This window comes from Staphylococcus sp. HMSC034G07, assembly GCF_001835975.1.
Lineage (GTDB): Bacteria > Bacillota > Bacilli > Staphylococcales > Staphylococcaceae > Staphylococcus > Staphylococcus ureilyticus.
In genome coordinates this window covers 102,487-128,940 of sequence record NZ_KV826593.1, presented here as the reverse complement: position 1 = coordinate 128,940, position 26,454 = coordinate 102,487, and the positions used below count along the sequence as shown (strand labels likewise).

Below are 26,454 nucleotides of genomic sequence, written 5' to 3'. Positions count from 1 at the left end.
CATTATTTTTTGAGGAGGATTAAGCATGGCGTCTCAAGATCCTAGAAAGAAATATTCAAATGCAGATTTTCCAAAACAAGAGCAACCCGTTCCAGGTTTACAAAAAGATCTGAACCCTAAACCAGATTGTGGAGAAACTTCTTATACCGGTTATGGTAGATTGAAAGGTTTAAAGATGTTAGTAACAGGTGGAGATTCAGCTATTGGTAGAGCAGCAGCTATTGCGTATGCTAAAGAAGGTGCTGATGTTGCAATCAATTACTTGCCATCAGAACAAGAAGATGCTGAAGAAGTAGAAGAAGTTATTACATCGGCAGGACAACAAGCTGTGCTAATACCGGGTGATTTACGCAATGAACAATTCAATTATGAGTTAGTAGAACGTGCATATCACGCGTTAGGTGGATTAGACAATGTTACACTCGTAGCTGGACATCAACAATATAGAGATACACTAAAGGGCTTCGATACAGCGTCATTTACTGAAACCTTTGAAACGAATGTGTATCCAATATTTTGGATTGTACAAAAAGCGATTGATTATCTTGAACCAGGTGCTACAATTACGACAACGTCATCTGTACAAGGTTATAACCCAAGTCCAATTTTACATGATTATGCAGCATCAAAAGCTGCAATCATATCGCTAACTAAAAGTTTGTCTGAAGAACTAGGAGCTAAAGGCATCCGTGTTAACTGTGTTGCACCAGGACCATTTTGGTCACCACTTCAAATATCAGGTGGACAACCACAATCCAAAATTCCAACATTTGGACAAAAAGAAGTGCTTGGCAGAGCAGGTCAACCTGTAGAATTAGCAGGCGTTTATGTTCATTTAGCAGCTGATGAATCAAGTTACACTACTGGCCAAGTATACGGGGTTACAGGTGGTACACAATTAGATTAATTTGATAGATGGCTATTTCAAAGTGATTCGTGCTTAAATGAACAGTTATGCACTTACATTTTGACATAGCCACTTTTTATTTATGAAAGGAAAGTGAATTTTTGTGAAACATTTTAAAGCAAGTGAATTGTCTAAAAGACAAAACTATAAATTATTGAGTGGTAGTGTCATACCTAGGCCAATAGCCTTTGTGACATCTCAAGATAAAAATGGTAAGTTAAATGCGGCACCGTTCAGTTTTTTTAACGTGGTGAACAGTGCACCACCGATGATTATGATTTCTACAGGACGCTCAGAAGGTAAACGTAAAGACACTTCACTTAATATTGAAGAGACTGAAAATTTTGTAGTACATATCACTGATGAAACAAACGTAGAGCAAATTAACCGTACAGCTGCACCATTGGATCGTACTGAAAATGAATTAGAACGAACAGCGTTAACCCTTGTCGACTCAGAACTGATAACTGTACCTGGTATTGAACAGGCGAAAATACGTATGGAATGTAAATTAGAGCGGATTATATCATTAGGAGATACTGATGAGGGGTCAGATCTAATCATTGGAGAAGTCGTGATGTTTCATATTAATGAAAACGTGTATTTTGAAGACAGTAAGATTAATGCACAGGCACTAGAAGCCGTGTGCCGTTTAGCTGGAAATGATTATGCCACGATCGGTGATACATTTACGATTGTTCGGCCAACGGAATAACCTTTGAAGTAAAATATCATTTCATATTATGATTATATAATTGACGAAGTGGCATGAATAGTGTACTGTTATAAAATAAATAAAATAGCTTATCTAGAGAAGTGGAGGGACTGGCCCATTGAAACTTCGGCAACATGGTAATGCGTGTGCCAATTCCAGTAGCATAAAGTGTGCTAGAAGATAAGATTAAAGATGTATCGATTTACTCTTTTCTTCTATGAGAAAAGAGTTTTTTATTTTTTATGGTAAGCAAAATGAATGATTGACTAAAAAAGTAATGTTAAAGAAAGTTGGTTTTGTATGACGGAAAATAAAAAAGGTAACGCATGGGCGCTTGTGCCATTAATCATTTTTGTAGGTATATTTTTAGGTGTGGGCGTTATTACTGGTGACTTTTCAATAATGCCACTCAATGTTGCAATTATTATCGCATCCATTGTGGGTTTGTTGATAAATAAAAAAGAAACATTTTCTAAAAAAGTAGATGTATTTACTAAAGGCGCTGGACATTCAAATATTATTTTGATGATGTTAATATTTCTACTTGCGGGTGCATTTTCTCAAACTACAGAAGATATGGGGGGAGTCAAGTCGACGGTAAATTTAGGACTATCCTTTATTCCAGAAAACTTAATTATCGTCGGTTTATTTATCATTTGTATGTTTGTATCACTTTCAATGGGTACTTCAGTCGGTACAGTTGCAGCTATAGCGCCGGTTGGTTTTGGTTTGAGTCAGGCGACGGATGTATCTGCAGCGATAACAATGGCTACTGTCGTTGGTGGTGCAATGTTTGGTGATAATTTATCAATGATTTCGGATACTACAATTGCCGCTGTTCGTACTCAAAAGACTAAAATGAGCGATAAGTTTAAGGTGAACATAAAGATTGTATTACCAGGTGCGCTATTTACAGTTATAGTACTTTGGTTTTTAACGCATGGTGCTCAGATAGATACTACGAAATCATATGACTATAACTTTATTAAAGTTATTCCATACTTATTGGTATTGATTTTAGCGCTGGCAGGTATAAATGTAATTATAGTGTTGATTGGTGGTACCGTATTATCTGCGATTATTGGACTGGTTGATGGATCATTCAACTGGTCAGGCTTGCTTAGTTCAATCTCAAAAGGAATTGTTGGTATGGAGGATATTGCGATTATTGCACTATTAATTGGCGGACTTGTAGCATTGATACAACATAATGGTGGTATCACTTGGCTATTAAATTTTGTACGCAATAGGGTTAAATCAAAACGCGGTGCAGAATTAGGTATAGCGGGACTTGTGAGTGCTGCGGATATTTCGACTGCCAATAATACAATTTCTATATTAATGGCAGGCCCCTTAGCTAAAGATATTGCAGATGAATACGAGATTGATCCTAGGAAATCTGCAAGTATTTTAGATATGTTTGCGAGCTGTTTCCAAGGTTTATTACCTTATAGTCCGCAAGTTATAGCAGCAGCAGGCGTTGCGTCTATCTCACCAGTTTCATTAATGCCGTATTCAATTTATCCGATCATTCTAGGTGTTTGTGGCCTAATTGCAATTTTCTTTAGATTACCAAGATTAAAATAAAAAAGTTGATTAAAAGAAAGGGCAACAGTTTATATTATTTGATATAGACTGTTTGTCCTATTTTTTAAGAAGTAAGATAGTATTAAAAAAGGGAAAATTTTGACGTTTACTGATTAATAACGATAGAATAAATAGGTTATCACTTTTAAAGGGGATATAAAGGAAAGTTGAATTTCATAGTATTATTGTTTAGAAGTCTAGTATAATGAGTTAGAATAGTTATAAGAGTGAAAGTAGGTGAACAATCATGGCTAGATATAATGTGGAAAATGAAAACGTAGAAATTCAGTTGGAAAGACTGTTTAAAGTTGAACCTGAATTAGTATATCAAGCTTGGACTGAGCAACGATTTCTTAAACAATGGTTTATGACAACTGAACGAACGAATAAATCAATAGAGATAGACGCTGTACAAAACGGAAGCTATGAAATTATTGATGTTCGTAAAGGGAAAGAAAATATAGTGAAGGGTTCTTACGTTACTTTGAACCCAAATGAATATATTGTAATGACGATAGGGATGCCTGAATTAAGTGACTCTGAAGATACAATTGAAGTAGAGATGTTTGAAAGAGAACCAGGCATAACCCAAATGATTTTTAATTATACAGCTTATGTACCTAGGGAACGCAGATTGACATCATTAGAGTATAAGCAAAAGAAAAAGGAATATCATGATTCTACTGCGCATGGTTTTGAAATGTTATTTGATAAGCTGCAAACAACACTAGAAGAATATGAAGAGGAACAATAAAAAATCATTACAACCTAACTCAATAAATTAAAAGTGGGACTCAGGCATATTTGGGCAGAAGCTCATGTATCAGTCCCACTTGTGTAATAAATTGAGATGTTGACTAAGAGGCTGAGACAATTAATTTGTCCAGCTTTCTTTTATTTGATATGTTAATTATTTTGTGTGAATTGACCGTATTGTATACGCTCATTAAATTTACGTAGTACCGTTTCAAAAAAAATATGGTAGCTGATAAAGCTGGAATAATCAATGCCGTTTGTTAAATAAAAAGTGTTACTTGATACGTAGATATTATAATTTGCCTTTTGAGCCAAGGTGTTGTCTTGAAGCGTAGTAATAGAAATGAAATACTTTTGACGCAGTTGCAGTAAATTCGTTATATCGGATAAGTGATCGGTCTCGCCGGATAAAGAAATAATAAAAAACAAATCATTATCAGAAGCTTTATTTAACACCATTTTAAATTCATGTACATCATGTAATACAATAATATTTTTATGTATGGTCAATAAAATTCTTTGAGCTTCTTGCGCAACATTCATTTGAGCTAAACCTGTGCCATATAAATATACCGTTTCGGCTTGATATATTTTGTCAGTAACTAGGTCGTAATCGATACGCTCCAAATAAGTGAAGGTATTTTCAATTTCTTGTTTAAAAGCGTTCATAGAGTCAGAAGGTAATTGATGGACTTGTTCAGATTCAAATTTTAAGTATGATTTAAAATCACTGTAGCCATCAAAGCCGAGCTTACGAGTAAAACGATGAATACTTGCATTTGATGCATGTGTATAAGCCGCTAAATCTTGGATTTTCATTGTTTTACAATCTGATATATGTGTGTTTATAAAATGAGCGATTTGTAGGTCGTTTTCATTTAATTTATTAAAATTGTTATTTATGCGTTCATCTAAAAGCAACGTTATCACCTCAGAATTTTGAAAATATTTTCAAGTTTTGAAAATATAATCTTATTGTACAAAATTGTTCGTAATGGCGTCAAACTATTGTTCTGATGTAAGCGTTTACTATAAAATCGATGGTAAATTGATCCATAATCATTTGAATAGAGAGATATTCAATTATCATAAGTGAATTATTTTGGAAATTTAGAAAAGGGGAACTTTATATGAATGCTATAAAGCGATTTGGAAGTGCAATGATTGTACCTGTATTGATGTTTGCATTTTTTGGTATTGTACTCGGTTTAGCAACATTATTTAAAAATCCTTCAATAATGGGGAGTATTGCTGAAGAAGGTACAAATTGGTTCAAAATATGGTCAGTGATAGAGTCTGGTGGTTGGACAATATTTAATCACATGGAAGTGGTATTTGTTGTTGGCTTGCCATTATCTTTAGCTAAAAAAGCACCTGGACATGCAGCACTGTCAGCATTAATGGGATACTTAATGTTTAATACCTTTATCAATGCCATATTAACGCAATGGCCGCATACATTCGGAGCAAATTTAGAAAAGGGTGTAGAAAATGTAACGGGATTAAAAGCGATTGCTGGTATAGAAACATTAGACACGAATATCCTAGGCGGTATTATTATTTCAAGCATTGTCACATGGATACATAATAGATATTATAGTAAAAAATTACCTGAAATGCTTGGTGTATTTCAAGGTTTGACATTTGTAGTAACGATTTCATTTTTTGTCATGTTGCCAATTGCTTTAATTACTTGCATCATATGGCCAACGGTACAAAATGGTATTTCTTCACTGCAAGGATTTATTATTGGCTCGGGTTATATAGGTGTGTGGTTGTATCATTTTTTAGAAAGAGTATTGATACCAACTGGATTACATCACTTTATATATGCACCAATAGAAGTAGGTCCTGTTGTTGTGAATCATGGATTGAAAGCAGAATGGTTCGAACATGTAAATGAATTTGCTAAAAGTAAAGAACCATTAAAAGAATTATTCCCATATGGCTTTATGTTACAAGGTAACGGAAAAGTCTTTGGTTCAATTGGTATTGCTTTAGCAATGTATGCAACGACGCCAAAAGAAAATAGAAAGAAAATTGCAGCATTACTAATTCCAGCAACATTGACAGCGATTGTTGTAGGCATCACTGAACCATTAGAGTTTACATTTTTATTTATTGCACCTTATTTATTCGTTTTACATGCAATTTTAGCAGCAACGATGGATACGTTAATGTATGGTTTCGGATTAGTAGGTAACTTTGGTGGAGGATTATTAGATTTCTTTGCTACGAATTGGATACCTTTAGCCCAAAATCACTGGTTAACTTATATTATTCAAATTGCAATAGGTTTCGGTTTTACAGCGATTTATTTCTTCTTGTTCAAGTTTTTAATTATAAAATTTAATATTCCACTTCCTGGACGTAAAAAAGACGATAAGGATATGAAATTATATAATAAAGATGACTATAAAAATAAAGACGGTAAAGCACAAGTTGCTAAAAAAACTGAGTCAGCAAACGAGTTTGAAGCTAAAGCAATCTATTATTTAGAAGGTCTAGGTGGCAAAGAAAATATTAAAGACGTTACAAATTGTACGACACGTTTAAGATTGACAGTGAATGATGTCAATAAAGTTGAGGATAGTGATTACTTTACGCATAAACAAATGGCACATGGCTTAGTGAAAAGTGGGAAAAATGTGCAAGTCGTAGTAGGTATGTCTGTACCTCAAGTCAGAGAAGCATTTGAAAATTTAGTATTTGAAGAAAAAAATAAATAATAACGAGATTGCATATAAAACTTATGCACAAAAAAGGACTAATCCATATGATAATCATTAATGGATTAGTCCAATTTTTTATCAATAACGCATCAATTAATTTTTGCATGCTTGTTAGTAGACATGGTATACACGGCGCGAAGATGGGTCTTACATTCTATTTTGTTTATAAGTGTCCACATAAAAAAACGTCATTTCTATACAATTACAATAAGAATAGACGTTTATGATTGGATGCTAGATTCTTGTATACATGATTTATGTTGATTAAATATCGTGAAATGGTAGCTAAATCAATTTTACTGTATATGTGAGTGATGTCGTACATTAATGTTTTTAAGAAATTCTCGTTTTATGCATTAAACGTGGTTGGTAGGTAGCACTGTAAACATCAATGTTGTGTGTTGCGATAGCGTGAATTAATTTAGAGAATACTGTAGGCGAACAAGAAACGTTGATGGTATTTCGATTGAAGGTATAAACAATTGTTTCAGTGTGATTGAGTAAATTCATAATGTCGATAACTTTGTCTTTAATAAATGCATCATGAAGGCCGTCAACAGCGATTTCGAAACGCTTAGATGATAATAGTAAATGATCCAAGTCTAGTAGGTCTTGTGCATGATTATTTTCTAAAATTTGATAGATTAAATAATTGTGGAAGCTAAGAAAACTAATCAAATATGGTAGTTGTTGCTTAGGTAAATTCACTTCTAAAGCATATAAATGATTTTTTTTGAAAATAGTAAATTTGAACGATTTACAAAAGTGGACTTGTTTCAAAAGTTTTAACAAATTTTTGCGGATATGACGTTTATTTAAACCACTGATGTTTAAAACAAACGTTTCAGTTTTATCTAAAAACATATTATACCTCCATATCTATATAAAGTGACATACGTATATTAAAATTAATATTTAGTGCCCTTAAAATTATACATGTTTTAAATTCTATTAAATTGTACCACTCTTTTTAAAAGAAGACACTAGGTCTTTAGAACGAAGTATAAAATTTTTGGAAATTCCTAGGGTTTTAAAGTCAAAATATTTAGAAAATTCTGTTGTTTAGATGTTCAAAATATGATACATTCTTCTTTATTAATACAGAGAGGGAAGTGTTTTAGATGTTATCAAAAGTAAGTAAGTTTGCAACGAATACGTTCTTAGTATGGATGCTTATTGCAGCTGTTATTGGTTTTATATTTCCAATGCAACTTTCTACTTTAAGTAATTGGGTACCTTATTTACTAGGAATTGTTATGCTAGGTATGGGATTAACCATAGACCCCAAAGATTTTAAAATCATATTTCAAGCACCTAGATCTGTAATCATTGGTGTGGTTTTGCAGTATACGATTATGCCTTTAAGTGCATTTTTAATTGTTAAACTGTTTCATTTGCCTCCAGAAATTGCAATTGGTGTGATTTTAGTTGGATGTTGTCCAGGTGGTACATCTAGTAACGTTATGAGTTACTTAGCAAATGCAAATGTTGCATTGTCAGTAGCTATCACAAGTGTTTCAACATTACTAGCACCATTGTTAACACCAGCTTTAATATATTTATTTGCGCATGAATGGTTACAAGTTTCATTTATCAGTATGTTTTGGTCAGTCGTTCAAGTGATTTTAATACCAATAATCATTGGGTTTGTACTGCAAAAACTGTTCAAATCATTTGCTGACAAGACTGCCACTGCATTACCAATCGTTTCCGTTGTAGCTATTTCATTAATACTTGCATCTGTAGTTGGTAGTAGTAAAGCACAAATTTTAGCCACAGGATTGCTTATTTTTGCGGTTGTCATTCTTCATAATTTGATTGGCTATATACTCGGTTATACATTTGCCAAAATCCTAAAATTAGACCGACCGGACAAAAAGGCAGTATCGATAGAGGTAGGTATGCAAAATTCAGGGCTAGCAGTTTCTTTAGCTACAGTACATTTTAACCCATTATCTGCAGTTCCGGGAGCCGTGTTCAGCTTAATACATAATATTACAGGTCCAATACTTGCAAAATACTGGAATAAAAGGTAAGTATCATTGATTTTAAGATAAAATTAATATGAAGTTCTAAACTAAGAGGAAAACATTAATTTTTTCGTGTTTTTCTCTTAGTTTATATTATCTCTGTCTTTGATAGGCTAGAGAAGTATAAAATATGATACACTGACAATAATTTGATTCAATTTTGTTAAATTATAGGAGGGGAAATGTATGTATCGTGCTGTGATATTTGATTTTGATGGTACAATTATAGATACAGAAAAGCACTTGTTTGAAATAATAAATAAACATTTAAATCATTATGGTTTGGAAGAAATTAGTTTAGATTTTTATCGTCAATCTATTGGGGGATTGGCTTCAGAATTGCATCAGTATCTAGAAGACCAACTAGGACAAGAACGTAAAGAAAAAATATATCAAGAGCATAATGAAACGAGTATACATTTACCGATAGTTACACATATGAAACAACTTATGGATTATTGTAAAGTGCGCCATATACCCATGGCTATTGCGACAAGTAGTTTTAGAAACGATATTCAACCAACGTTTGATCAATTAGGATTAGATGCGTATATTGATGTTGTTGTTGGACGAGAGGATGTAGAAGAAATAAAGCCAAGTCCCGAACTATATTTAACAGCAGTTCAAAGATTAAACTATAATCCTGTTAATTGTTTAGCTATAGAAGACTCAGTCAATGGGGCAACTGCAGCGGTGAATGCTGGTTTAGATGTTATTGTAAATACGAATGAAATGACGGAAAAACAAGATTTTAGTAACATAGTATATTTAGATAAAGACATATCAGGTACAGCTATCATTGAAAAATATTTTGAAAAAAGTAGAGGCTAACGTATGAATGGTTATTTAATTTTATTTTTTTTAGGAGGCCCAATTGTTTTAGCAATAGGAAATTTAGTTTTAGGACCTATTTTTAATAAAAAAGTCCCCTTAAAAATACAATTCCGGTCATTTATGGTTGGAAGTCTTATTTACTTATTGGGAGCTTTGGCCTTATATTATCTTATTTTACAAAATCAATTTTAATATAAAACCCCTTATTTTGACATTGGAAAATGCTTCAATAAGGGGTTTTATAATATCGAAATGAAAAATGATAGTCTATTTTAAAAATTGAAGTATTAGTGTCACAATAACTAATACGAGTAATATAGAATCAATACCTACCATAATTGCAAAACGTGGATTTTTTTCTCCAGCAGCTTTAGATTTTTTTACAGCTTTTAAATTAGGGATTAAACTTACACTTAGTAAAATGATAACAACAATACCAATGAAAATACTCATGATTTATCACCACCATTTTTATGAGTATCGATATATTCCCAGATATACCCTGCAATGATACCAATAATCAATCCAGTTATGATACCGATTTTTAAAGCAGAAAACATAGCGCTGATTATGATTGCAATTAGTAGTGAAATAGGTAATGTAATACCAAATTTATATTTTCGCTCTGGTGAATTTACAATAGTAAAAATTAAGTAATATAGTATCCCAAATACAACAATTGTTAGTAAACTTTTTAGCATTAAATTTCCGGCAGAAACATCACTATCGCTAAAATAATTGATTAGGAAAAATAATATACCAAATATAATTGAAACTGTGATTGTACGTTTCAATAGATGTTTATTCATATTGAACTCCTTTATAATAAAATCTATTGAGCATTATATCATATAAAATTAGGAACTATAACTTCATGAACGTTAGACTCTAGCTCATCATTACAATAACGCAAGTTGTAGTTATTGTACTTTACTTTTTTGATATTGCTTATGGTCGTTTAAATAAGCATAGAACAAGCCTATTACTAAACCGCCTCCGATATAATTGCCGATACCTGCCCCCAGCAAATTGATTAAAGCAGGCATGGCTGAAAGTACATCACTTTGGTAAACGACTCCACCTGCGAATAATACGGTATTATAAACAACGTGTTCGTAACCCATAAATGCGAAAATGGATACACCAAACATCATGACAAACATTTTTGCCAAAACATCATCAATTTGCATAGCTATGACAAGCGATATATTTATAAAGAAATTAGCAAAAATACCTTTTATAAGAATGGCAACAAAACCTGCCGTTAGTGTTTTATGATTAATTGTAGCTTCTAATTGTTGCATCATCTCAGGTGTCATAATGTCTGAGGAACGAATCAATAAGAAGAACACCAATCCACCTAAGGCATTACCAATAAAACAGAGTACAAATATTTTAAAAACGCGGATTGGCGAAATGACGCGATAATACAGTCCAACTGTAAAATACATAAAGTTACTCGTTAATAATTCGGAATTTGTAAAAAGTATTAACACTAAAGCAAAACTAAATGCAACCGCACCGACTATATTTGCAACGCCCATTGGAATATCAGAGGCTAATGAAGCTTTAATGAGCAATACAAAAACTGTAATCACACCTAAAATAAAACCAGCCATTACGGCACGTAATAGATAACGTTTTAAATAAAAACTTTGTAAAATATCTTTGGCACGAATTGTCTCTACGACATGATGAACCCACGCTTTACCATAAAAAACTTTATCCCATTTAATATTTTTTTCGTTCAAAACTTTATCCTCACTTTCTATTAATTAAAAATAGTATACTATGTTACAGTGTTTTTGTGAAATAATTCACAAAATAATCATAATTAAATAGTGACACTCAATTAACTAAATATAGTATTTAATTGCTCTCTATCATATTGAAATGAAAATTTACATTGCGTTTTCTCTAAAAGTAATCTAAAATAAAAACATATGTAAGGGCTTACATAAATGAAAAATAATTGTTTTAATTTTTAGAATTTATAGTATAATAGCGTCATAATAAGTGAATTATTTTCACTTATATTTGAATGAGATGGGGTTTGAATGATGAATGAGAATAACGAATTACAAAGGGGACTAGGTGCACGTCAAATGCGGATGATAGCACTTGGTGGAACGATTGGTGTCGGACTCTTTATGGGGGCGACAAGTACGATTAAATGGACAGGGCCTTCAGTAATATTTGCCTATTTAATAGCTGGGCTGTTTTTATTTTTAGTGATGAGAGCTATGGGGGAAATGGTATATTTACACCCGACTTCAGGTTCTTTTGCAAACTTTGCAAGTGATTACATAAATCCAGTTGCTGGTTATCTGACAGCATGGAGTAATATTTTCCAATGGGTTGTTGTAGGTATGAGTGAGGTTATCGCCGTTGGAGAATATATGAATTATTGGTTTCCTGATTTACCACAATGGATACCAGGTATTATAGTTGTATTATTGTTGGCTGGTGCTAACTTAGTATCAGTTAAAGCTTTTGGTGAATTTGAATTTTGGTTTGCAATGATAAAAGTAGTAACTATTATCTTGATGATTATTGCAGGGTTCGGTTTGATTTTCTTTGGACTTGGTAATGGTGGAGAGGCTATAGGTCTTTCTAATTTATGGTCACATGGTGGCTTTATGCCTAATGGTTGGATTGGTTTCTTCTTCGCACTTTCTATTGTAATTGGTTCTTATCAAGGTGTTGAATTAATCGGTATTACTGCTGGTGAAACGAAAGATCCACAAAAAAATATTAAAAGTGCGGTTAATGGTGTTATATGGCGTATATTAATTTTCTATATCGGAGCCATTTTCGTTATTGTAACTGTTTATCCTTGGGATGAATTAGGAAACATTGGCAGTCCATTTGTTGCAACATTTGCAAAAGTGGGTATTACATTTGCTGCTGGACTCATTAACTTTGTAGTTTTGACTGCAGCGATGTCAGGATGTAATTCTGGTATATTTAGCGCTAGTCGAATGACGTTGAACTTATCTCAAAAGGGCATGTTACCTAAATTTTTCCGTAAAGTTATGAAAAATGGTGTTCCTATTTGGACGGTTACTGCAATAGCAATTGGTATTTTAGTTGGTGCGTTATTAAATGTTATTTTGCCTTTATTTATTAAAGGGGCAGATAGTATTTTTGTTTACGTATACAGTGCCTCGATTTTACCAGGTATGGTACCGTGGTTTATGATATTAATTAGTCATTTAAGATTCAGAAAAAATCACAGCGAAGAACTCAAAAATCATCCTTTTAAAATGCCAGGCGGCGCAATAACAAATTATATTACAATGGCGTTCTTTATCATGGTGTTAATCGGCATGTTATTTAATAAAGAAACAGTTGTTTCAGTTGTTATTGGTATCGTGTTCTTAGGTTTTATGACATTGTTCTATTATCTAAAAGGCTATCATAAATTAAGTGATGATCAGCAACTTTAAAAAATATAATAACACATCAATTTGTCAGCAATATTAAGTAGTCATAAATGATACATTTTTTGTATCATTTATGACTTTTTTTGTATATCCGTCATTACGTTAGTACACTTACATAAATGCTTTTACAAAAATTTAACAATATAAAAATACTCACTCAAAACTCGTGCTTTAGAATAAAGTTGAGGTCATAATACATATCTAAAGGAGTTATTATATGAAAATACTTAATAAACTAGCTACTGCTACGATTGCAGGGACAATCATTGCCGGTTCATCATTAGGGAGTGTACAAGGGACTTATGCTGCAGGGAAAAAAGATGAGTCTAAAGATTCAAATCAGAATGCTGATGTAGCTTATATGGGTAATACAAAAAATCCTAAAAACGTTATCTTTTTAGTCGGTGACGGTATGGGACCTTCGTATAATTCTGCTTATCGTTATTTTGCAGATAATCCAGATACTAAAGAAATGGATCAGACCGCTTTTGATAAATATCTAATAGGGAGTCAACGTACAAACCCTAATGATCCAAAAGAAAATGTTACTGATTCAGCAGCTGGTGCAACCGCATTTAGTTCAGGACAAAAAACATATAATGGAGCTATAGGCGTCGATGCTAATAAAAATAATGTTAAAACAGTATTAGAACAAGCTAAAGAAAATGGTAAATCAACTGGTCTCGTATCTACGGCTGAAATTACAGATGCCACGCCTGCTGCATACGCATCACACGTTGATGATCGTGATAAAAAGGATGAAATTGCTAAACAATTTTACAATGATAAAATTAATGGCAAGCATAAAGTCGATGTACTACTAGGTGGTGGTGCTGAGTATTTTGGGAAAGACAATGGCAATTTAAAAAACAAATTTAAAAAAGATGGTTACGATGTGGTTACAAATAAAAATGAACTACAAAATTCCAAAAGTAAACAAGTATTAGGATTATTTGCAGATAATGATATGCCATTACAAATAGACGCACCAGATAAAAATCCAAAATTAGTGGATATGACTGATAGTGCCGTAAATAAATTAAAACAAAACGACAAAGGATTCTTTTTAATGGTTGAGGGCGCTTCTATAGATAAATCAGGGCATCCAAATGATGTAACTGGGGTAATGTCAGAAATGTCTGGATTTGAAAAATCATTTGAATATGCTATGAATTATGCAAAAGAAAATCCAGATACACTTGTGGTAGCTACTGCAGATCATTCTACAGGTGGTATGTCTATTGCGAAAGGTAAAGATTACGTTTGGAACCCAGATGCCATTCACCAAATGAAACATTCAGGTAAATATATGACTGAAGAAATTAGCAAAGGCAAAAATGTGGAGAAAGTCATTAAAGATGGTTACGGTTTTGAAGTTTCAGAAGATCAAATGAATAAAATAAAAGATGAAGCTAAAAAACTTAAAGATCTTAAAAAAGATGAAAAAGCATATGAAAGTCAATTACAAAAGGTTCAAGATGCTGTACAAAAACCAATTAATGACAAATCAAATACTGGTTGGACTACTAATGGTCATACAGGAGAAGATGTAAATACTTATGCATATGGCCCTGGTAGTGATAAATTTAAAGGAAATATTGATAATACTGATAATGCCAAAAATATTTTCGACTTTTTTCAAAACGATGTAAAGTAAGCAACTAGCAAATAAATAGTGTTAGCGATAGATTAAAAACGAGAACGACATAGAAATCCTTTATTAAAATGTGATTTCTATGTCGTTCTCGTTTATGATGTTATTTAAAAAGTGATGGTAGCAATGATTTAGTGTTTAAACTGGATTTTAGACAAATGTTTACGATAATTATCAAGTGCCATTTTAGACTGTGTGATTGAGTCTAACGAACGTTGATAATTTAAAGCAATAAATCGATAATAAAGAATATCTACCGTAAAAAGTTGTGCAAACAATGATGTTGTTGCGGCCATGCGTAGTTCATTCTCATCAGTTTGACCATAAATTAAAGTATAATCAGAAATTTTAGCTACAGGATTATTGTTCGAGCTTGAAATCGTGATGATAGGTATATTATAGTCAGTTGCAACTTTTGCCATAGATTGCATTTCACTATGACTACCTTGGTTGGTTACAAAAATAATACAATCTTGTTCATCATGAGTAGCCATGGTAGTCATTAATAAATGCGTTTCTTGTATTAAGCGCACATTTAAACCAATCCGAGATAATTTTTGATATAAATCTGTAACAATAACGAGTGATGCCCCATAACCAAATAAAAATATGGTACGCGCATGTTTTAATGTGTCACAGATGTCATCGATGTGATGTTGTTCAATTTGTGAAGCAACACAACTCATTGTATCTGTTGCTCGGGCTAACATTTTAGACTTGATAATATCGACGGATTCATTATCAATTAATTCCATATGATTATTGTTGATTGCATCTTCAGGCAAATAACGTGAAATTGTAATTTTAAGTTCTTGAAACCCTTTTTCTGTTATTTTCTTGCTAAAACGTACAATGGATGCTGTACTTGTATTAATTTCATTTGAAAGGTCTTGGACAGACATATTAATGATACGATGAGGTTCGTTTAAAATAAAATCAGCAATTTTTTTTTCACTTTTTGTAAAAGTTTCATATATATTATCAATTTTATAAAGTACGTTGGTCATAGTTTAACCACCTAAGTTATCAGATTCTCTCATTGATTTTGTTGTACCTAAAAAGAAGGTGAAGAGGAAACCACCGATGTAAGCAGCGATTAATCCTGCAATGTATCCTAAGTACATATGATCTGAAATCAAAGGTAACAATGAAATACCACTTGGTCCAATAGCGGTAGCACCGATGTGTCCAATACCACCAATCACTGCACCACCAATACCGCCACCAATACATGCGGTAAAGAATGGTCTACCAAGAGGTAACGTGACCCCATAAATCAAGGGCTCGCCAATACCAAGGAAACCGACAGGCAGTGCACCTTTAATTGCATTTCTCAAAGTAGTATTTTTCTTACATCTTACCCAAAGCGCTAATGCAGCACCAACTTGCCCTGCACCTGCCATAGCAGCAATTGGTAGTAAGTAAGTAGCACCAGATTGATTAATCATCTCAATATGAATAGGCGTAAATATATGATGTAATCCTAACATAACTAATGGTAGGAAGAAAGCACCAATAATAAAGCCACTAAAGACGCCACCAATATTAATAACACCATTCACTACGGATACTAAACCGTCAGAAACAAAACCAGCTAAAGGCATAATGATAAAGATTGTTGATAATCCGATAACAAACAAAGTAATCGTAGGTGTTACGATAATATCAATGGCATTTGGTACAATTTTATGTAATCTCTTTTCTACGAGACTCAATAACCAAACAGCAAAGATAACACCGATAATACCACCTTGTCCTGCTTGTAAAGGTTCGCCTGTAAAAATATTAGTGATCATATTTTCTTCTGTTAAACCTGTTAGTAATGTCGTTCCTCCAATAACACCACCTAAACCTGGTGTCGCACCAAATTCTTTAGCAGCATTGATACCAGTGAAAATGGCTAAATATGCTAACATACCATCTTTAATTACGTTAAAAACAGTAACAAGTTGCGTAATCCATGAGCCAGATATGACCTCTGCAGCTAGTAAGTTGCTTAAAACTGCAGCAATACCACCGATTAAACCTGCACCAATAAATGCTGGAATCAATGGGATGAATATATTAGCGATTGTTTTTAATAATTTATTGAATTTGCCACGTTTTTGTTTACTTTGAAAAGCGGCTTTGTTTTCTTTGGCTCTTGCTTCAGTTTCTGCTTTATAATCTTTAGTTTGGTGAGGGATGGTTTCACCTAAACGCACACCACTCATTTCAGATATATGAGCAGCTACCTTATTAACTGTGCCAGGTCCAACGACTACTTGTACACGGTCGTCTTTGACAACGCCCATTACACCTTCTGTCGATTTTAATTTATCATAGTTAACTTTATTTTCATCGTGCACCTTAATTCTTACACGCGTCATGCAATTTATAACATTTTCCATGTTCTCTAAACCGCCAACTGCATTTACAATACTTTCTGCAAGTTTTTGTTCTTTAGACATCATAAAACCCTCCTATATACATAAATTATTTTAAGTATTTGGTTTAATTTTTGATTGCTTGCTTAACGATGTGATTATTTTTTTCTAAACGCTGTTGTGCATCTGCTTTTGATGTATCACACATATGCATAACGATAGCAACTTTAAGGTTATGATCTGCAGCATGATATAGTTTTTCAGATTGTTGATAAGAAATGTCGCAGATATCTTGTATAATGCGTATGGAACGGTCAATTAATTTTTGATTTGTAGCTTTTACATCAACCATGAGGTTATCATAAACTTTACCGGCGCCAACCATTGTGATTGTTGAAATCATATTAAGCATTAATTTCTGAGCTGTTCCAGATTTTAATCTTGTAGAACCTGTTAAGACTTCAGGACCTACATTAACTTCAATTGCATTTTTAGCTATGCTACTTATTTTAGTGTTTGAATTGCATGAAATTGAAACAGTATGTGCACCAATGTGATTCGCATACTTTAATCCGCCGATAACATAAGGTGTATTACCACTAGCAGCAATACCGATTAAAACGTCTTTTTCATTAAGGTGAATATGATGTAAATCTTCTTCAGCCAAGGAGGTACTATCTTCAGCACCTTCAACAGCAACAGTCATGGCTCTTTGTCCTCCTGCAATTAATCCAATGACTTCATCTGGAGACGTATTGAATGTGGGCACACATTCAGCAGCATCAAGCACCCCCAACCTTCCACTTGTTCCAGCACCGATATAAATAATTCGACCACCAGCTCTAAATTGTTTTGTAGTGATTTCTATGACTTTAGTCAAGTCTGGTATGACTTTTCTAATTTGTTGTGGGACTTTTTGATCTTCATCATTCATTGTTTTAAGAATTTCTGTTATAGACATCTCATCTAAATGCATTGTCGCTTTATTTCTAGATTCAGTAGTTAAATCACTCATAAATTTCTACTCCCTTGTTTTTATAATAAATTTAAATGTATCATTGGGCTTCATACAACGAATCAATCTGCGCTCAGCTTCACAAATTTCACCTATAACATTAACGTGAGGATGCGCTGGTAAGTCAGTTTTCAAAAGTTGTAATTCTCCTTGATAACGTCCGTTCAGTTTATTATCGATGGTAACTGTACCAGTGTTTCGAACTGTTGTATTATAAGCATTAATTTCACTTGTACAATAGTGTCTAGCTTCTTGTGAGCGAATTACATCTTGCGGGTTGTCTGGTCGTACAGTGTGAGGTTGCTGTAATATCTTAGTTACTTGAATATCTAATAAATCAATTGTGAGTGTGAAAGTTCTATGGCATAATACATTCATTAATTGTTCGTCTAGTGGTGCGCTAATTTTAGTATCACCAATCAAAATTTGTGTTGTCAGATGATCTAATAATAGCTGTGCACTTTCAATAGGGTGTTGTGCTCTCGTTGATTCTATGGTTGGTAAACCTTTAAAAAGGGGGCCACGTTTTGTAGTACCTGGAATAAAACCGAAGATCGTTGCGTTTGGATTATACTTTAAAATTAGTGAGTTTTGAATATGAACAAATTCAGTTGTTAGACCTGTATCTGGCCGTGGATAATAGTTATGGCAATAGCATAAGTGTGTAAAATCATCTAGTTTTTCATAAAGCTGTTGAAGTAGTGATTCAGAAAGTATGCTGGCATTTAAGCAACAGTGAAAACCATGTTGGATAATGTCATTAATAATTTCTATAGAAGTACTGTGATCAATACGAATCATAAATTGCGCATGATGATATGATTGCAAGAATTCATAAAAAGATTGATCCAGCAATGAAGGATTGATATCAATCATATACGTAAGTTGTTCGTCTGATAAATAATTTAAAAGTTCTCCCAAATAGCGATATTTAGATGTTTCGTCTTCCTCTGGAATTTGTACAGATGTGAAAATGGTCGTATATCCCAAAGCAATCATTCGTCTAATATATGATTTATCAATGGGTTGTCCTAAATAAATAGAAAAGCCATGCATTGTTATCACTCCTATATTGCTGTAATCGATTTCATTTTACAACACATGAAAAAGTATTACAATTTTAATTTTAAAAAAATGTCATTTTGAAATATTATTACAAAAACGCTTGCAATAACTTTTGTGTTTCCAATAATTGATTTTGTAAGGTATCGAGGTACTTAATTGTATTTCCAATAGTGAGTTCTTCAATGGGGTTGGTGTCATGGGTTAAAAGGAATTGGTAATAATTATAATGGGGCAAAGAAAATCGTTGTAAGCTGATGTCTGAAAACACGATAAGTTCGTCTTTAATAAACTGTTGGATATCTTGTTTGTACTGTGCTTTCTTTTTATTTTGAGTAACGATAGCAAACTTATAAGTTTCAATTAAGTTTAATAGTTGGTTAATGCGTTGAGCGAGTTGATGAAATTCTAAATTATACATAAAATGCATCCTTTCTTAAAAAAATTTAAAATGATGAATATGATTTTCTGATTTTGTTAAGCATGGTAGGATATACACTATAAAATTAAAAATGAACTTAAAGGGGCTATTAAAAAATGGAAAAAACAAAATATCGTTTTAAAGATATTGTATGGAAAGACTTTTTCCTTATTGCGATTTTAATTGTAAGTATGATTGTTTTTACAGTGATTGGTATTTTATTTAGTTTTATTTTTGTAGATCATTTAACAGAAAAAATAGTGATCAAAATAAGTGTGGTTGTACAACTGCTATCATATGTAGTTACTGTGTTTAGCTTTTATTTTTTACATACCAAGGATTTTAAAATAAATTTGAAGAGAAATATAGCATTTATAAAGCAGCATTATTTATTTCTTATCATCGTGACGATTGTTATGATGGTTTGTAGTGGAATTTATAACATGGTGATGCAAATGTTACCCAATGGTATTGGGTTTAATGAAACTCAAAATGAATTAGAACTAATGAATTTATTTGATCAGCCGTCATTTTTACCGTTTACTTTTTTGTTAATTGTAATTGGTGCACCATTAGTGGAGGAAATATTTTTTAGACATTTACTGATAGGTGAATTAGGGAAGAAATTTAATGCTATTGTTATGGGGGTTATTTCAGCCATTCTATTTTCACTAATGCATGTAATGGGAGCAGAATCTCCATTAGAAATAGGAAGTTATTTAATTTTAGCGATTGCTATGGTCTATGCATACATCAAATCAGGTTTTAAACTCATTGCAAGTGTAAGTATTCATATGCTCAATAATTTAATCTCATTTGTTTTTACGCTAATTACGTTATATACATAATGGACAAGGTTGAAAAAATCCCACTGAGTTTTTTAGGACTCAGTGGGATTTAAAAATTGTTGATAGTTATTGATAGTAATATCTTGTGTTTTTATTTTTTTCTCAAATGAATATGAAATATCATGGATATCAACAATAGGTATTTCATTAGTTTTACCGAGACCAATTTCAAAAATAACTGCTTTCCATAATCCGTCTGTACATAATAAGCCTATAAAAATTACATTTTCAGTCATAATCTCATTATTTTTATTATACTCCATAGCCATCACATTTCTTTCGGTACAATAGATTAAGACTTCTGAAAAAATGGGCGGCAAGTCAACATGTGTTTGTTGATTGAATTTAATATATCGGTCTAGCTTTTTAAGCGCCCGTCTCATTTTCGTATAAGGTAAATTTAAACATTTTTTAATAATTGCGTTTATCTCTTCTTTATATGGAAGTGTAGTATATGATTGACTTTCATTCAATACTAAGAATAAAGCGGTGAGTTGTTTATCAGTTAATTCGAGCTCATAACTATTTGGCGTCTCTTGGAGTTGATAACCACCTAATTTTCCATGTTTTGCTAGAATTTTTACTCCCTGATCTTCTAAATCTTGAATATCTCTTAAAATTGTACGCTTCGATACATTTAAGTCTGTCGCGAGTTCTGAAGCGGTAATTTGCTTATTTTGTTGTATGGCTTGTACCAATTTATTTTGCCTTTCGCGTTTATTCATTAGAAAGTCACCTCCCAAATGATTACATATTACATTCATTATAGCATAAAAGTGACAATGACGACATTTATAAAGTTTTAAAAAAAGTTATAGAAAACGCTTACATTTTTTAGTTGTTTATGTTAGTATAATAATTAGTAACAAGGGGGTAGCGAAAAGATGACAAAGGGGTAGGCTATTACATATAGTTTTGTTAACATCTTTTTCGTACGAGTTACTAAGCAAACATCTTCAATATTTATTACTTACTTTCCTTTCTATAAGAGGCTGGGGCAATTAAATTGTCTCAGCCTCTTATCATTTTATTGAATATCATACTTATCGGTATAGAATAATGAAATCATTTATCGGACGATAGTGAATCGAATAGTTTGTTACCGTAATTATATTTATATGATAAAATAAAACAAATTATACATATGAAATAATTAAAATGAAAAAATTTAGTGATTCGCTTAAAGAGGAGGTCGCAAATGAATAAAGAAACATTATTAGATATAGATAATTTAGTTAGAGATTGGTTAACAACATTAGATGATATTATCCCACAATTAATAAAACAAATGGTTACTTCAACGAAAAAAAATCGATTTGATTTAGTGACTAATGTAGATAAATCTATTCAACAAAATTTTGAGCAATTTTTACAGCAACATTTTCCAAATCACCAACTTTTTGCGGAAGAAAAATCGAATGAAGGTATTCAAGCAAAAAAGGGTCATGTATGGGTCATGGATCCGATTGATGGTACTACAAATTTAGTTAAGCAACAGGAAGATTATTGCATTATATTAGGCTACTTTGTGGATGGTGAACCTACGTTGTCATACATTTATGATTATCCACACGGCAAGCTTTATAAAGCTATCAAGGGCCAAGGCGCATATATGAATGGTAAATTATTGCAACAGCCTGAAGATTTAAAATTAGAAGACGCGATTATTTCATTTAATACTTTGGTAATGAATGATGATACGATTCATGATTTAAATGATGCTTCATTTGGATATCGTTTCATTGGTTCATGTGGCTTAGATTCTGTGCGCGTAATTTTAGGACAATTTGGCGCACATGTAAATACAAATCCTAAACCATGGGATATCGCTGCACAGTTTTTATTCGCTGAAGAATTGGGATTGACAATGACGACGTTAAATAATTCAACTTTAGATTTTGCGAAAGCGGGACCATTTATTATAAGTAACAAAGCTTGTCATAAAGAAATGTTGACGATTCTAAATTCAGGATCTGGGTATCAAAAATAATTATTTTAAAATATTAATTATTTAACAATAGGTCTTAAGCACCATGTTCATTAAATAATTTTACTATATAATCTATAATTAATTGAAATAGAAAATCGAATATAGAATGGAGAATGAAAAAGGTGAATCGTTCTAACGAATATAATAAAAAGAAAATGGGGTTGCCCGCAAAAGTATTTTTGTGGTTTTTGGGTTTATTATTAATTTTAGCAATTTTAGCCGTTGTGTATTTAGGTTTTAAAATATTTTCTGTCGGTGGTGCAATACATAATCCATTGGATAGGGATAAGTCATCTTTGAGGGAAAAAGAAGCCAACCTTAATAATGGAGATCCATTTACGATTGCTTTATTTGGTGTAGATTCAGATGCCAAAAGAGCTGCTAATGGCGGAGGACAGCGTAGTGATACGATTATGGTGTTGTCTATCAACCCAGAGAAGAAATCTACTGAAATTGTGAGCATACCTAGAGATACTCAAGCAGATATCGTAGGTAAAGGTACAACTGAAAAAATAAATCATGCATACGCGTATGGTGGTCCTGACATGGCAGTGAAATCAGTAGAAAAACTATTGAATGTGCCGATAGATCACTATGCAACGATAGACATGGATGGAATGAAAGATATGATAGATACTGTTGGAGGTATTGATGTCACTAGTAACGCTACCTTCTCATATGATGGATTCCAATTTAATGAAGGACAAAAGTCTCGAATGGATGGAAAAGAAGCAATGGCGTTTATAAGAAGTCGTAAAGAAGAAGGCGCTGGCGGCGACTTTGGTAGACAAGAACGTCAACAATTAGTTATACAAGGTCTTGCCAACAAATTGACAAGTATCAGTTCAGTTACGCATTTTAACTCTTTGATGAATCACGTTGAAGATAATGTAAAAACTGATTTGACTTTAGGTGAGTTGAACAAAGTTAGAGGTAATTATAAAGATGCAAATGATAATGTTCACCGCCATCAATTAGAAGGTCAAGGTGGCATACAAGATGATGGTCTATATTATTTTGTACCTAGCCAAAGTTCATTATCTGAAATAGAAAGCGATATAAAAGATAATTTAGGTATCTAATTTAATAAATACACGCAACCACTGTATTGGTTGCGTGTATTTTATTTTTGTCACTAAAATAATAATTTTCAGAGAGAATATTTAACACTATAAATTAAAACTTATATTAAACAGTTAAAAATCAGTGGAAAGCCTTAACATTTTATTGATTTACATATACAATATAAATAACATTACCAAAAAGTGTGGGGCTTTTAAGATGGAATGTTGTCAGACATCTTTGATTCATAAACACGGGCTTTATAAAATTAATAGGGGTGAATAATATGCAAGAACATTTAATTATTACATTAGATGGCAAAGATTATCTTGTGGAACCCGGCACAAATTTACTACAATTTATTAAATCACAAGATACGTTTGTACCTTCTATATGTTATAACGAATCGCTTGGTCCAATTGAAACTTGTGATACGTGTACAGTAGAAATAGACGGTGTGATGCAACGTGCTTGTAGTACGACGATAGATAGACCAATGATTGTAAATACACAAAATGATAATGTACAAACAAGTCAAAAAGAAGCATTAGATCGTATTTTAGAAAAACACATGCTTTATTGTACAGTATGTGATTATAACAATGGTGATTGTGAGATTCATAATACAATGGATCAATGGGGTCTCGAACATCAAACATATGAATATAAGGAAAAACCATATGAAAAAGACTATGGACCTTTCTATCGTTACGACCCAGACCAATGTATTCTTTGTGGAAGATGTGTGGAAGTGTGTCAAGACGTCCAAGTCAATGAAACTTTAACGATTGATTGGGAACGTCAACAACCACGCGTGATTTGGGATAATGATACAACAATTAACGATTCATCATGTGTTGGTTGTGGTCAATGTGCAACTGTATGTCCTTGTAACGCTATGTTAGAAGTAAACATGGAAGGAAACGCAGGCTATATGACAGATTTAGAGCCAGGTTCACTTGCTGCGATGATTGACTTAACTAAAAAAGCAGAACCAGGCTATGGCCCACTATTTGCAGTATCTGATTCTGAAGCGGCGATGCGTGAAGAACGCATCGAAAAAACTAAGACTGTATGTACATATTGCGGTGTTGGTTGTTCCTTTGACGTATGGACAAAAGGAAGAGAAGTATTGAAAGTTCAACCTCAACACGAATCTCCAGCCAACAAAATTGCAACTTGTGTGAAAGGTAAGTTTGGTTGGGATTACATTGATTCAGAGGAAAGATTAACTAAACCATTAGTACGTAAAAATAATCAATTCGAAGAAGTAGAGTGGGATGAAGCATTACAAGTAATTTCTGAAAACTTTAACAAAGTAAAAGCTTCTCACGGATCTGATGGTCTAGCATTTATTTCTTCTTCAAAAGCAACTAATGAAGAATCATATTTAATGCAAAAGCTTGCGAGACAAGTAATTGGTACGAATAATGTCGATAACTGTTCTCGTTACTGTCAAGCACCTGCGACAAAGGGATTATTTAGAACTGTAGGTCATGGTGGTGATTCGGGTTCAATCAATGATCTTGAAATTGCTGATATGGTTGTTTTAATAGGCACAAATACTGCTGAAGCACATCCAGTCATTGCTTCTCGCATTAAGCGTGGACATAAATTATATAACAACACATTAAATGTTTTTGATATTCGTAAACATGAAATGGCAGAAAGAGCTGACAACTTCTATCAACCTAAACCTGGTACTGACTTAGTTTGGTTATCAGCGGTGACAAAATATATTATAGATAATGACTTGCATGATAAAGCATTTGTAGATGAATGGGTAAATGGCTTCGATGAATATCATAAGTCTTTAGCACCATTTACAATGGAATTTGCCGAAGATACAACAGGTATTTCAAAAGAAGCACTCATAGATTTTGCACATCAAATGGTTAATGCTGAAACAGTGTCAATTGCGTGGGCTATGGGTGTCACACAACAAGATATTGGTAGTGACACGTCTACAGCAATTTCTAACTTATTATTAGCAACAGGCAATTATAGAAAACCAGGTACTGGTGCATATCCGCTTCGTGGTCACAACAACGTACAAGGATGTAGTGACATGGGTAGCATGCCTGATCAATTCCCTGGTTACCAAAAAGTAGCAGACGATGAAATTCGTGCAAAATTTGAAAGAGAATATGGTGAAACATTACCGAGTGTTCCTGGTAAAGATAATCACCAAATGATGGAAGGTATTCACGCAGGTGAAATTGACGCATTGTATTTATATGGTGAAGATACAGGTATTGTTGATTCAAATATCAACTATGTACAAGCTGCACTAGAAAAAGTTGGTTTTTTAGTCGTACAAGATGAGTTTTTCACTTTCACTGCTTCATATGCAGATGTAGTTTTACCAGCATGTCCTTCACTAGAGAAAACAGGTACATTTACGAATACTGAACGCCGTATCCAACGTTTATATCAAGCCCTTGAACCTAAAGGCGAATCTAAACCAGATTGGGTCATTATTCAAGATGTAGCTAGAACACTAGGTTATGATTGGAATTACACGCACCCAAGTCAAATTATGGACGAAATTGCTAAACTGACACCATCATATTCGGGCGTGAACTATGACCGATTAGATGGTTACAATAGTTTACAATGGCCTGTGGCTGAAGATGGCACGGATCAACCAACATTGTATTTAGATGGATTTAACTTTGAAGATGGTAAAGCGAATTTCTATCCTTTAACTTTCGATAATTTCTTTAAAGTGAATGAAAAATATGATTTACATGTAAATAACGGTCGTTTATTAGAGCATTTCCATGAAGGAAACATGACTTATAAAGTACCAGGTCTTGCATATAAAGTCCCTCAACCATTCGTAGAAGTATCTCCAGAACTAGCACAAGAAAGAGATATTCATGAAGGGGCAGAAGTTAAGTTGATTTCAGATAGTGGTGAAGCTGAACTAATTGCACATGTCACTGATAGAGTAAAAGGCAAAGAAATTTATATTCCACTTAATAACAATGCAATGATAAAGATACGTTTCAAAGATTGGTCACCTC

The 26,454-nt window shown here is 33.0% G+C and carries 24 protein-coding genes, 1 pseudogene and 1 riboswitch; of the genes and pseudogenes, 14 read left to right on the top strand and 11 right to left on the bottom strand.

What is annotated here, in order from left to right:
* Nucleotides 1-25: 25 nt before the first annotated feature.
* The 4 genes from HMPREF2586_RS01930 to HMPREF2586_RS01915 all read left to right on the top strand — a co-directional run bounded on the left by HMPREF2586_RS01930 (nucleotide 26) and on the right by HMPREF2586_RS01915 (nucleotide 3,963).
* Nucleotides 26-907, top strand: a complete 882-nt coding sequence (locus HMPREF2586_RS01930; RefSeq protein ID WP_070657920.1) for an SDR family oxidoreductase — start codon at nucleotides 26-28, stop codon at nucleotides 905-907.
* A 103-nt stretch (nucleotides 908-1,010) separates the two neighbouring features.
* Nucleotides 1,011-1,622: a flavin reductase family protein gene (locus tag HMPREF2586_RS01925; RefSeq protein WP_064209351.1), complete on the top strand. Its 612-nt coding sequence runs from the start codon at nucleotides 1,011-1,013 to the stop codon at nucleotides 1,620-1,622.
* A gap of 86 nt (nucleotides 1,623-1,708) precedes the next feature.
* Nucleotides 1,709-1,809, top strand: a riboswitch (SAM riboswitch).
* Nucleotides 1,810-1,922: 113 nt separating this feature from the next.
* Nucleotides 1,923-3,209 carry a Na+/H+ antiporter NhaC family protein gene (locus HMPREF2586_RS01920; protein ID WP_070037563.1) on the top strand — a complete coding sequence of 429 codons (1,287 nt, stop codon included), beginning with the start codon at nucleotides 1,923-1,925 and terminating at the stop codon, nucleotides 3,207-3,209.
* A 247-nt stretch (nucleotides 3,210-3,456) separates the two neighbouring features.
* The gene (locus HMPREF2586_RS01915) at nucleotides 3,457-3,963 is read left to right on the top strand and encodes an SRPBCC family protein (protein ID WP_046208499.1); all 507 of its coding nucleotides are present in this window, start codon (nucleotides 3,457-3,459) and stop codon (nucleotides 3,961-3,963) included.
* 152 nt (nucleotides 3,964-4,115) lie between these two features.
* Here the strand turns inward: HMPREF2586_RS01915 and HMPREF2586_RS01910 are convergent, their stop codons facing one another.
* The gene (locus HMPREF2586_RS01910) at nucleotides 4,116-4,886 is read right to left on the bottom strand and encodes a MurR/RpiR family transcriptional regulator (RefSeq protein ID WP_046208498.1); all 771 of its coding nucleotides are present in this window, start codon (nucleotides 4,884-4,886) and stop codon (nucleotides 4,116-4,118) included.
* A 209-nt stretch (nucleotides 4,887-5,095) separates the two neighbouring features.
* On the opposite strand from HMPREF2586_RS01910, the gene HMPREF2586_RS01905 reads away from it, so the two are divergent.
* A complete protein-coding gene (locus HMPREF2586_RS01905) occupies nucleotides 5,096-6,694 on the top strand; it encodes an alpha-glucoside-specific PTS transporter subunit IIBC (protein WP_070037567.1) in 1,599 nt (532 codons plus the stop codon).
* Nucleotides 6,695-7,030: 336 nt separating this feature from the next.
* Here HMPREF2586_RS01905 and HMPREF2586_RS01900 read toward each other — a convergent pair whose 3' ends face one another.
* Complete coding sequence (locus HMPREF2586_RS01900) at nucleotides 7,031-7,561, bottom strand: hypothetical protein (protein WP_046208496.1); 531 nt, start codon at nucleotides 7,559-7,561, stop codon at nucleotides 7,031-7,033.
* 257 nt (nucleotides 7,562-7,818) lie between these two features.
* Between HMPREF2586_RS01900 and HMPREF2586_RS01895 the strand changes: the two genes are divergently transcribed.
* From HMPREF2586_RS01895 to HMPREF2586_RS01885, 3 genes are all read left to right on the top strand, one after another.
* On the top strand, nucleotides 7,819-8,733 hold the full coding sequence (locus tag HMPREF2586_RS01895) for a bile acid:sodium symporter family protein (RefSeq protein ID WP_070657919.1): 915 nt from the start codon (nucleotides 7,819-7,821) through the stop codon (nucleotides 8,731-8,733).
* 180 nt (nucleotides 8,734-8,913) lie between these two features.
* Nucleotides 8,914-9,558 (top strand): HAD family hydrolase, encoded by a 645-nt coding sequence (locus HMPREF2586_RS01890; protein ID WP_070657918.1) that lies wholly within the window; start codon nucleotides 8,914-8,916, stop codon nucleotides 9,556-9,558.
* Between the two features lie 3 nt (nucleotides 9,559-9,561).
* A complete protein-coding gene (locus HMPREF2586_RS01885) occupies nucleotides 9,562-9,753 on the top strand; it encodes a hypothetical protein (RefSeq protein WP_046208493.1) in 192 nt (63 codons plus the stop codon).
* Between the two features lie 75 nt (nucleotides 9,754-9,828).
* Here HMPREF2586_RS01885 and HMPREF2586_RS01880 read toward each other — a convergent pair whose 3' ends face one another.
* The 3 genes from HMPREF2586_RS01880 to HMPREF2586_RS01870 all read right to left on the bottom strand — a co-directional run bounded on the left by HMPREF2586_RS01880 (nucleotide 9,829) and on the right by HMPREF2586_RS01870 (nucleotide 11,312).
* A complete protein-coding gene (locus HMPREF2586_RS01880; RefSeq protein WP_046208492.1) occupies nucleotides 9,829-10,014 on the bottom strand; it encodes a hypothetical protein in 186 nt (61 codons plus the stop codon).
* Complete coding sequence (locus HMPREF2586_RS01875; protein WP_046208491.1) at nucleotides 10,011-10,370, bottom strand: SND2/TMEM208 family protein; 360 nt, start codon at nucleotides 10,368-10,370, stop codon at nucleotides 10,011-10,013. Before HMPREF2586_RS01875 ends, HMPREF2586_RS01880 begins: the two co-directional genes overlap by 4 nt.
* 111 nt (nucleotides 10,371-10,481) lie before the next feature.
* On the bottom strand, nucleotides 10,482-11,312 hold the full coding sequence (locus tag HMPREF2586_RS01870; protein WP_070812608.1) for a formate/nitrite transporter family protein: 831 nt from the start codon (nucleotides 11,310-11,312) through the stop codon (nucleotides 10,482-10,484).
* A gap of 309 nt (nucleotides 11,313-11,621) precedes the next feature.
* On the opposite strand from HMPREF2586_RS01870, the gene HMPREF2586_RS01865 reads away from it, so the two are divergent.
* Both HMPREF2586_RS01865 and HMPREF2586_RS01860 read left to right on the top strand, forming a co-directional pair.
* Nucleotides 11,622-13,010 (top strand): amino acid permease, encoded by a 1,389-nt coding sequence (locus tag HMPREF2586_RS01865; protein WP_046208490.1) that lies wholly within the window; start codon nucleotides 11,622-11,624, stop codon nucleotides 13,008-13,010.
* A 214-nt stretch (nucleotides 13,011-13,224) separates the two neighbouring features.
* The gene (locus HMPREF2586_RS01860) at nucleotides 13,225-14,664 is read left to right on the top strand and encodes an alkaline phosphatase (RefSeq protein ID WP_046208489.1); all 1,440 of its coding nucleotides are present in this window, start codon (nucleotides 13,225-13,227) and stop codon (nucleotides 14,662-14,664) included.
* 128 nt (nucleotides 14,665-14,792) lie between these two features.
* Here the strand turns inward: HMPREF2586_RS01860 and HMPREF2586_RS01855 are convergent, their stop codons facing one another.
* The 5 genes from HMPREF2586_RS01855 to HMPREF2586_RS01835 form a co-directional block, all read right to left on the bottom strand.
* Nucleotides 14,793-15,668, bottom strand: coding sequence for a MurR/RpiR family transcriptional regulator (locus HMPREF2586_RS01855; RefSeq protein ID WP_046208488.1), 876 nt, complete (start codon nucleotides 15,666-15,668; stop codon nucleotides 14,793-14,795).
* Nucleotides 15,669-15,671: 3 nt separating this feature from the next.
* Nucleotides 15,672-17,111, bottom strand: a complete 1,440-nt coding sequence (locus tag HMPREF2586_RS01850; RefSeq protein WP_070657915.1) for a PTS transporter subunit EIIC — start codon at nucleotides 17,109-17,111, stop codon at nucleotides 15,672-15,674.
* 43 nt (nucleotides 17,112-17,154) lie between these two features.
* Nucleotides 17,155-18,042, bottom strand: coding sequence for an N-acetylmuramic acid 6-phosphate etherase (gene murQ / locus HMPREF2586_RS01845; protein ID WP_046208486.1), 888 nt, complete (start codon nucleotides 18,040-18,042; stop codon nucleotides 17,155-17,157).
* Between the two features lie 6 nt (nucleotides 18,043-18,048).
* Entirely contained in the window at nucleotides 18,049-19,098 is a 1,050-nt protein-coding gene (locus HMPREF2586_RS01840) for a MupG family TIM beta-alpha barrel fold protein (protein ID WP_070657910.1), read from the bottom strand.
* A 97-nt stretch (nucleotides 19,099-19,195) separates the two neighbouring features.
* Nucleotides 19,196-19,525, bottom strand: a complete 330-nt coding sequence (locus tag HMPREF2586_RS01835) for a hypothetical protein (RefSeq protein WP_046208484.1) — start codon at nucleotides 19,523-19,525, stop codon at nucleotides 19,196-19,198.
* A 116-nt stretch (nucleotides 19,526-19,641) separates the two neighbouring features.
* Here HMPREF2586_RS01835 and HMPREF2586_RS01830 point away from each other — a divergent pair, with 116 nt between their 5' ends.
* Entirely contained in the window at nucleotides 19,642-20,373 is a 732-nt protein-coding gene (locus HMPREF2586_RS01830) for a CPBP family intramembrane glutamic endopeptidase (protein ID WP_070812607.1), read from the top strand.
* Nucleotides 20,374-20,405: 32 nt separating this feature from the next.
* Here the strand turns inward: HMPREF2586_RS01830 and HMPREF2586_RS01825 are convergent, their stop codons facing one another.
* On the bottom strand, nucleotides 20,406-21,098 hold the full coding sequence (locus tag HMPREF2586_RS01825) for a helix-turn-helix transcriptional regulator (RefSeq protein WP_046208482.1): 693 nt from the start codon (nucleotides 21,096-21,098) through the stop codon (nucleotides 20,406-20,408).
* Nucleotides 21,099-21,571: 473 nt separating this feature from the next.
* Here HMPREF2586_RS01825 and HMPREF2586_RS01820 point away from each other — a divergent pair, with 473 nt between their 5' ends.
* From HMPREF2586_RS01820 to fdhF, 3 genes and pseudogenes are all read left to right on the top strand, one after another.
* Nucleotides 21,572-22,363 (top strand): inositol monophosphatase family protein, encoded by a 792-nt coding sequence (locus HMPREF2586_RS01820; RefSeq protein WP_070037580.1) that lies wholly within the window; start codon nucleotides 21,572-21,574, stop codon nucleotides 22,361-22,363.
* Nucleotides 22,364-22,518: 155 nt separating this feature from the next.
* Nucleotides 22,519-23,445, top strand: coding sequence for an LCP family glycopolymer transferase (locus tag HMPREF2586_RS01815; protein WP_169926881.1), 927 nt, complete (start codon nucleotides 22,519-22,521; stop codon nucleotides 23,443-23,445).
* A 266-nt stretch (nucleotides 23,446-23,711) separates the two neighbouring features.
* A pseudogene (fdhF, locus tag HMPREF2586_RS01810) lies at nucleotides 23,712-26,454 on the top strand (formate dehydrogenase subunit alpha); the annotation flags it as partial.